A 1350-nucleotide genomic window follows, 5' to 3' on the forward strand; every position below is an offset into this window, starting at 1 on the left:
AATTTGATCTTTTAATACATTTTCAACTTCAGATTGAACGTGTACTTGTACATCCTTTTGAACTTGTTCAGTACGTGCACTGGACTGAACACCGACTGGATTGCCATAAACTCTGATAAGTTCAGACAAGTCTATAAGTCCATCATGATCTCTTGATAATTCACCACTTTTTAAAGCCTCGTATATTGTTGTACGTGATTTTTTAAAGGCTTTACTTGCGTCCATAACGCTAAATTTTGTTGTGTTCAATGTAGTCCCTCAGTGCATGTACACGGATGTTCATCTGAACATCCTACCTGAACATGAAGTTTATTTTGCGTTAAATCCTACTTTTTTAAGATACGGTAGTAGTTCTTCAAATTTCTCTTGATTCTGTAGCATTTCAGCAATTCGAATAGCAAATTGTGCATAGCTTTCGGTACCTTGAGAGTACTTACTCATGTCAGCAAGTTCTGACAGTTTATTAGCAAACAAATGGCGTTGTGCATCGGTCATTTTCGAGAAAAGATCAAGGGTATTTGAACTCTTACTATTTGCATTAGCTGTAACTCCTTTCTTTTGTTTGAAAGAAAATGAAAAACCTGAAATGTTACGTCCCTTTTTATGCTGTTCGTATTTAACAGTAATGTCAGTGTGTTCATTAATTTGAGCAATAGCTAGATTTAGTACCCGATCTTTAAAATTGCCCATTCTTGTGTATTCATCATCGAGAATACCTATCTTGTTTCTAAATTCTGTTAGTTCAATAACTGGTGTTTGACCTGTACTGCGCCAAGCAATCAATAACTCGTATAAACGTACAGCATAAGCACTACTGAGATTACTAATTTGCTGTAACTCATACTTTGTGAACTGTACTTCCAAACGTGTAATAAGGGGAACAATAGCTGGTGCAAAGATCAGCTTTACTGTTGCTTCATCATCGATATATCTAATTTCGCTAACCCAACGACTTAGAACATTCTCAACATTCCCTCTTTTGTTGATCTCTTGATAGCTAAATTGTCGGGCGAATAAGTCTTTACAAGCATCTTTCAAGGCCTGGTAGGCTGTTTGTCTTGCAACATTAAACTGGTTGATATAGCTCTCTGCATGGACTTCTAAAGGATCATTTGCATTAATCCCTTTCCCACTTTCCCTTGCTTCAACAATAGCCAATAAAATTAAACGTTGTTCTACTAAGTCTAAGTTATAGCTTGCGTTGATTAAGGCATTGTCTTTAACAACTAAATCCCGCATCTTATGTATCTACATTATTATTTATGAATATAAGTCTATATTAATAATTATGTAGATTTATGCAAGGTAAACGTAGTTAAATCTACTGAAAATATTTTGTAGATTTATGGT

Annotated in this window: 2 protein-coding genes; both read right to left on the reverse strand. The window is 35.0% G+C overall.

Annotated elements, in window-relative coordinates; all coding sequences use genetic code 11:
* A partial coding sequence (locus FTV41_RS14760) for a plasmid replication DNA-binding protein (protein WP_257221997.1) occupies window positions 1-249 on the reverse strand: 249 nt, incomplete at its 3' end.
* 60 nt (window positions 250-309) lie between these two features.
* Window positions 310-1239 carry a replication initiation protein RepM gene (gene repM, locus FTV41_RS14765; RefSeq protein ID WP_068975475.1) on the reverse strand — a complete coding sequence of 310 codons (930 nt, stop codon included), beginning with the start codon at window positions 1237-1239 and terminating at the stop codon, window positions 310-312.
* Between the last annotated feature and the right edge of the window lie 111 nt (window positions 1240-1350).

Origin of the sequence: Acinetobacter sp. YH16051, assembly GCF_013417135.1 — a bacterium.
Taxonomy (GTDB): domain Bacteria; phylum Pseudomonadota; class Gammaproteobacteria; order Pseudomonadales; family Moraxellaceae; genus Acinetobacter; species Acinetobacter towneri.